Origin of the sequence: Helicobacter pylori, assembly GCF_017594925.1 — a bacterium.
Classification (GTDB): Bacteria; Campylobacterota; Campylobacteria; order Campylobacterales; family Helicobacteraceae; genus Helicobacter; species Helicobacter pylori_DP.
Genome location: NZ_JAALNT010000020.1, coordinates 21,096 through 27,579, shown reverse-complemented (window position 1 = coordinate 27,579; position 6,484 = coordinate 21,096). Strand labels below are relative to the sequence as shown.

The 6,484-nt window shown below is 34.7% G+C and carries 5 protein-coding genes; 4 read left to right on the top strand and 1 reads right to left on the bottom strand.

From position 1 onward, the window contains the following. Positions 1 to 294: 294 nt before the first annotated feature. A complete protein-coding gene (locus tag G6069_RS06895; RefSeq protein WP_049794235.1) occupies positions 295 to 696 on the bottom strand; it encodes a hypothetical protein in 402 nt (133 codons plus the stop codon). A gap of 271 nt (positions 697 to 967) precedes the next feature. On the opposite strand from G6069_RS06895, the gene G6069_RS06890 reads away from it, so the two are divergent. The 4 genes from G6069_RS06890 to G6069_RS06875 are packed head-to-tail and all read left to right on the top strand — an operon-like array spanning position 968 to position 6,481. Continuing rightward, positions 968 to 2,269, top strand: a complete 1,302-nt coding sequence (locus tag G6069_RS06890) for a DUF2130 domain-containing protein (RefSeq protein WP_197293809.1) — start codon at positions 968 to 970, stop codon at positions 2,267 to 2,269. 38 nt (positions 2,270 to 2,307) lie between these two features. Beyond that, positions 2,308 to 4,917: a TrlF family AAA-like ATPase gene (locus tag G6069_RS06885; protein ID WP_197293808.1), complete on the top strand. Its 2,610-nt coding sequence runs from the start codon at positions 2,308 to 2,310 to the stop codon at positions 4,915 to 4,917. A gap of 11 nt (positions 4,918 to 4,928) precedes the next feature. Then, positions 4,929 to 5,846 (top strand): methionyl-tRNA formyltransferase, encoded by a 918-nt coding sequence (gene fmt, locus G6069_RS06880; protein WP_197293807.1) that lies wholly within the window; start codon positions 4,929 to 4,931, stop codon positions 5,844 to 5,846. Then, positions 5,843 to 6,481, top strand: coding sequence for a biotin--[acetyl-CoA-carboxylase] ligase (locus G6069_RS06875; protein ID WP_197293806.1), 639 nt, complete (start codon positions 5,843 to 5,845; stop codon positions 6,479 to 6,481). The genes fmt and G6069_RS06875 overlap by 4 nt, the downstream gene beginning before the upstream one ends. Positions 6,482 to 6,484 lie beyond the last annotated feature (3 nt).

Sequence of the window (6,484 nt, the reverse complement as noted above, 5' to 3'; positions counted from 1 at the left end):
ACATTCGCTTGTTAAAAGCCAAAGAGTATTACCTGACAAAAGAACTTCTTGTTGCTTAGTTTTGAAAGATTGGGCTTTTCTTTTTGTCTTATTTGTTATCTCCTTTGTTTTTATTTGGTTTTGTTTAATATTTACTTGTTGGTTTCTTATTATTTCTTAATGTTTAATGTTGTTAGCGTTTTTGTCTTTGTTGGATTTTTAAATCTTATTTTTTCATTCTTATGTTTGAGTTTTTACTTCTTATTTTTTGTGTTTTGTTTTAAATTTTGCTTACTTGATTTTAATGTTTTGTTTTTAGAGTTTTAAACGCTCAAGGATTTGGGTTTTAATTTCTTTCGGATCTAATTGAACAAGTTGTTGGCGTTCAAAATTGCACACCTGAAAATCAATGCAATGCAATAACTCAAAAATAATAGAATCGTTTTCATAGGGGGCAACTAGGCGCATGCCCGAATAATGGAATTGAGTGCAAGAAAGTGCAATAAATGCGCTGTAGGGTTTTAATAAGGGATTTCTATTGTGTGGATTGAGTTTGATAACACCTCCAAAAGCAATTGTTTTTATATTTTTGTTTTCATCAGATGGGCTTTGTAAAATAACTTGTTCTAAAAAATGATTGATGAGTGGTGCTCTATGCACCGATGCGAATCTAGAGATAGACGCCTTTTGTAATGCTAATGCAAGACTTCTTCCCATCGTATGGTTCTCTAAAACTTGTGCTTTTGGGACAACTTGCAGCTGATCGATCGTTATCTCAATTTCTTCATTTTTTTTTATTTATAATGTAGTTTTTATGCGAAGGGTATTTTTTGCCTTGTTTATTTTTTGTTGTTTGTGGGAATGCTAAGAAAAAGTCCTTGTTTTCATAAAAGCCCTATTTTACTGAACTTATTGGATAAAACCTGCTTAAGTTAAATTGATCTCATTCTATTATAAAATATAAAAAATCAAATCTTAAAGGAAAATCATGCAAGAAATTCAAACCATTCCTTTTAAATGCCCCAAGTGTCAAGAGCCAATTGATGTGAATGAAGCACTATACAAACAGATTGAGCAAGAAAATCAAAGCCGGTTTTTAGCCCAACAAAAAGCGTTTGAAAAAGAGGTGAATGAGAAAAGAGCGCAGTATCAGAGCCATTTCAAAGCTTTAGAGCAAAAAGAAGAGGCTCTAAAAGAGCGAGAGAAAGAGCAACAGGCCAAATTTGATGAGGCGGTCAAACATGCGAGCGTTCTAGCTTTGCAAGATGAAAGGGCTAAAATCATTGAAGAAGCCAGAAAAAACGCTTTTTTAGAGCAGCAAAAGGGCTTGGAATTGTTGCAAAAAGAATTAGACGAGAAGTCCAAACAAGTCCAGGAATTGCACCAAAAAGAAGCGGAAATTGAAAGGCTAAAAAGAGAAAATAACGAAGCCGAGAGCCGATTGAAGGCTGAAAATGAAAAAAAATTGAATGAAAAATTGGATTTGGAGAGAGAAAAAATAGAAAAAGCCTTGCATGAAAAAAATGAATTGAAATTCAAGCAGCAAGAAGAGCAATTAGAAATGTTAAGAAACGAGTTGAAAAACGCTCAAAGAAAGGCTGAATTAAGTTCGCAGCAATTCCAAGGCGAGGTGCAAGAATTAGCGATTGAAGAGTTTTTGAGGCAAAAATTCCCCCTAGATAGCATTGAAGAAATCAAAAAAGGGCAAAGAGGGGGCGATTGCATTCAAGTGGTGCATACTAGGGAATTTCAAAATTGCGGGAAAATTTATTATGAGAGCAAACGCACTAAAGAATTTCAAAAAGCTTGGGTTGAAAAGCTTAAAAGCGACATGCGAGAGATTGGGGCTGATGTGGGGGTCATTGTGAGTGAAGCGCTGCCTAAAGAGATGGAGAGGATGGGGTTATTTGAAGGGGTGTGGGTGTGTTCGTTTGAAGAGTTTAAGGGGTTGAGTGCGGTGTTAAGAGAGGGGGTTATTCAAGTGAGTTTGGCTAAAAAAAGTCAGGAAAATAAGGGCGATAAAGTGAATCTGCTCTATCATTATTTGACAAGTGCTGAATTTTCTATGCAAGTGAATGCGATTATAGAGGGGTTTGAGCAATTGAGAGCGGATCTAGAAAGCGAAAAACGCGCGATGGCTAGGATTTGGAAAAGCAGGGAAAAACAAATTGACAAAGTGTTTGAGGGCACGATTAACATGTATGGCTCTATCAAGGGCATTGCGGGTAATGCTATTGGGCAAGTGAAGGCGCTAGAGCTTGGGTATGATGGGGAAGATTTAGAAGATTAGTTTTTGTGGTACATTTTGAGATAATATTAGGAGAAAATATGGGCAATAAAGATCAGAATAAAGGTTCAAGCTGGCATAAATGGGATTTGCATACGCATACGCCATACACACATTTAAATAAAGCGTATAAAAGTTCTGAAGAGGAGTTTATACAAAAACTATGCGGTAGCGAGATTGATTGCATTGGATTAACGAACTATTTTAAGTTTAATGAGAAAGAATTTGAATTAAAAAAAAGAATAGAAAAGGAGAGTATTAAGGTTTTTTATAATTTAGAAGTCAGGTTGGATTATAAGAACAATAGAAATGAGTTTTTAGATTTCCACATTATTTTTTCAGATGAGATCTTGAGTGATAATAGTGATAATAATAATAATAATATAAAAAGGTTTTTATCAGATATGGAAGCCACTACTATTGATGGAACCAAGAAAAGACTTGCAGATTTAGAACAAAAAGATTGTAGTAAAGCGGTAGTTAATTTTGATCAATTGTTGGAATGTTTAGAGAAAGAGTCTTTAAACTTGAGAGACAAGTATTTATTAGGGTTTTTATCAAGAGGGCATGGCAGTTCTCGCAGTAGCAGTAATTATGAAAAAATAGTTAAAAAAGTGCATTTTTTAATCCACTCATCAAATAACCAAGAAAACCTTAAAAAGGATAGAGAATATTGGCTTGAATATAACAAACCTCTCATACAGAGCAGCGATGCCCACGAAGAGGAGCAAATAGGGAAAAAATACACTTGGATAAAGGCTGAAAAAACCTTTGAGGGGTTAAAACAAATTATTTATGAGCCAGAAACAAGAGTGAGCATTGGTGAAGAGAAACCTCAAGACCCTTTGTATAAGATAGATAGTGTAGGGTTAAACTTTGATGAAGAAGTAAAAACCACCAATGAACAAGATGATACTCCTTTTTGTTATGCAGGATTTAATGAAACGCTATTTTTTAGTCCGAACTTTACTTGTGTGATAGGGGGTAGAGGGAGCGGTAAAAGCACTTTATTGCAATTGATAGCCTCAGCAATTAAAAATAAAAGTTTTGTTAAAGGCTTAAGGCTTGAAACAATTCAAAAGTCTTTAAAAATACAGTCAAGCATAGACATAGCGGATAACATAGAGTATTTGGCTCAAAATGAAGTGGAAGAATTTGCAACTAATGTCTCAAAATTCACGGAGGCTATTTTTAACAGAATAGATAGCAAGTCAAGTGGAAAACCTAAGGAGTTAGAAAAACAAATTACAAAAGGCATTGAAAAGTTTGATGAGCAAATCGCATATTGGCAAGAAAAGAATAAGCTAGAAGAACAACTAAAAGAGAGCGAGAAAATAAGAAAGAAATACCAAAGCATTGTAGATGCTTTTACAGATAAAAACTATTTGGACAAAAAAGCCAAATTGCAAGCAAAATACCAATCGCTAATTGATTTAAAACAATCTAAAGAGGGATTTTGGACTTTTATTAAAGAATTAAAACGGGTTGTGAATTTTGATTCAAAAGAAAACATGGAAGAAAAAAATAACTATGATAAAGTCTATAACCAGCTCAAACAAGATATTTGCAAGAAAATTGAAGAAATAGATACAAATAGAGAAAATGGGTGTTTTAATAGCGAAGATGAGAAAATAAGGACGCTAGGAGCAGAACACGAAGCATTGAGCCAAGAGATTAGGGAATTTCTTAAAGAAAAAGGCGTGAGCGATGAAAGTATAGGAGATATTAGAAACGCTAACTACCATTTGGCAAACATAAAAATGGATATTAATGGTTTAGAGCATGAAATAAAAGAAATTGCTAACAAAATAGAGAATTTTTCTTATGGAGATATTGATAAAAATATTGAAGAATTTAAAGATCAAATCAATGAGAAATTAAGCAAAATCAATTCGGCTTTTGAAGAAATTTCAAAAAATCACAAAGAAGTGAAACCAATTACCATAGAATATCGTTTGAATGAAGATATTTTTGAAGAGGTTTTTGAGGATTTTGATAAGTTGGTGGATAAGGGTTTTAATACCCAAAGACACCAATCAAAAATCAAGGAATATTTAAAAGAAATTGGATTAAAAGACATTATAAATAAGCAACACGCAGAATTTATAGAAAGGCTTGATAGTCTAATTGAAAATAAAAAAGCGGCATTTTATGAAACCATGAAAGATATATTTGATAGAGAAATTCATTTTCAAATCTATCGGCTTCTCATTCTCAAACATTTAAGGAATGTTGAAAAATATAAAATTTTTGAAGTCCGTTATGACAAAAGAGTTTTAAACAAGACTTCCTTTGGGCAAAAATGCACGGCTGTATTGGTTGTCCTTTTATCTTTAGGGAATAACCCCATCATCATTGATGAGCCAGAAGCGCACTTGGATAGCACCTTAATCGCTAATTATTTAGTTACTCTAATTAAAAAGCAGAAGCAAAAAAGGCAAATTATTTTTGCCACCCATAACGCTAATTTTGTTTTGAACGCTGATGCAGAGCTAATTATTCAGTTAAAAAATGAGAATAATAAGATAGTTGCACAGTCTTTTATGATTGAGAGCGATGCATATAGAGATGATTTATTGAAATTAGAGGGGAGCGAAGAAGCTTTTAAAAATAGAGAAAGAAAGTATGGTATTACAAAAGATAAAAATTAAGGGTTGGTAACATGCGCATCGTATTTATGGGAACGCCAGGTTTTGCTGAAGTGATTTTGAGGGCGTTGGTTGAAAATAAAGATAACCATATAGAAGTGGTGGGGCTATTCACGCAGATGGATAAACCTTTTGGGCGCAAAAAAGAATTGAAAGCCCCAGAGACTAAAACATACATTTTAGAAAATCATTTAAATATCCCCATTTTCCAACCGCAAAGTTTGAAAGAGCCTGAAGTTCAAATTTTAAAGGATTTAAAGCCTGATTTTATCGTGGTGGTGGCTTATGGTAAGATTTTGCCTAAAGAGGTTTTAGCCATCGCTCCTTGCATCAATGTGCATGCGTCGTTATTGCCTAAATACAGGGGGGCTTCGCCCATTCATGAGATGATACTCAATGACGATAAGATCTATGGCATAAGCACCATGCTTATGGATGTGGAGTTGGATAGCGGGGATATTTTAGAAAGCGCTTCTTTTTTGAGAGAAGATTATTTGGATTTAGACGCTTTAAGTTTAAAATTAGCGCATATGGGGGCAACCCTACTTCTTTCAACGCTCAAAAATTTCTCTTCCATCACAAGAAAGCCTCAAGATCATATGCAGGCTAGTTTTTGTAAAAAAATCACCAAAGCTGATGGTTTAGTGGGTTTTAAAGATGCTAAAAGCTTGTTTTTAAAATCGCTTGCGTTTAAATCTTGGCCAGAAATCTTTTTAGAAAATAGCCTTAAACTTTTAGATGTAGAATTGGTGGAGAATGAAAAGAGCCACAAGGAAGGCGAGATTTTAGCAATTGATGAAAAAGGCGTTCTTGTAGGCTGCTTGAAAGGCAGCGTGCGTATAGCAAGGTTGCAAGCGGTGGGTAAAAAGCCCTTGAAAGCGAAGGATTATTTGAATGGCAAGCGTTTGAAAATAGGCGGTATTTTGGCATGAGAAAATGCGAAAAAAGGGTTTTTGATAGTTTGCCTTCCACGCAAACCTATCTTTTAGAAAAACTTAAAAGTAATGAACTCAAAGCCCCTGTTTTAGTCTTGGCTAAAAACCAAAGTGCTGGGATAGGCAGTAGGGGGAATATTTGGGAGGGCGCAAAAAGCGCTTTGACTTTTTCACTCGCTTTAAACGCAAGCGATTTGCCTAAAGATTTGCCCATGCAAGCGAGCGCTTTGTATTTGGGGTTTTTATTTAAAGAAGTTTTAAAAGAGCTAGGCTCTCAAACCTGGCTTAAATGGCCTAACGATTTGTATTTAGAGGATCAAAAAATAGGGGGCGTGTTGGTTAATGTTTATAAAGACATGCGGGTGTGCGGCATTGGCGTGAATAGGGTTTCAAAGAAATGGGCATGTTTAGATATTGGCGCGAGCGATGATTTGATTATAGAGGGCTTTTTAAAAAAAATAGAAGAAAATCTTTTTTGGGGGGAAGTTTTAAGTAAGTATGCGTTAGAATTTCATAGAAGCAACTCTTTTAGTTTCCATAATGATTGGGGCGAAGCGGTGAGTTTGAAAGATGCGGAATTGTTAGAAGACGGCCGCATTTGTATTAAAGGTAAGATTTATGATAGGATGTGAGTA

Coding starts and splice junctions, on each gene's coding strand:
- G6069_RS06895 (WP_049794235.1), bottom strand. CDS start 696: ATGGGAAGAAGTCTTGCATTAGCATTACAAAAGGCGTCTATCTCTAGA.
- G6069_RS06890 (WP_197293809.1), top strand. CDS start 968: ATGCAAGAAATTCAAACCATTCCTTTTAAATGCCCCAAGTGTCAAGAG.
- G6069_RS06885 (WP_197293808.1), top strand. CDS start 2,308: ATGGGCAATAAAGATCAGAATAAAGGTTCAAGCTGGCATAAATGGGAT.
- fmt (WP_197293807.1), top strand. CDS start 4,929: ATGCGCATCGTATTTATGGGAACGCCAGGTTTTGCTGAAGTGATTTTG.
- G6069_RS06875 (WP_197293806.1), top strand. CDS start 5,843: ATGAGAAAATGCGAAAAAAGGGTTTTTGATAGTTTGCCTTCCACGCAA.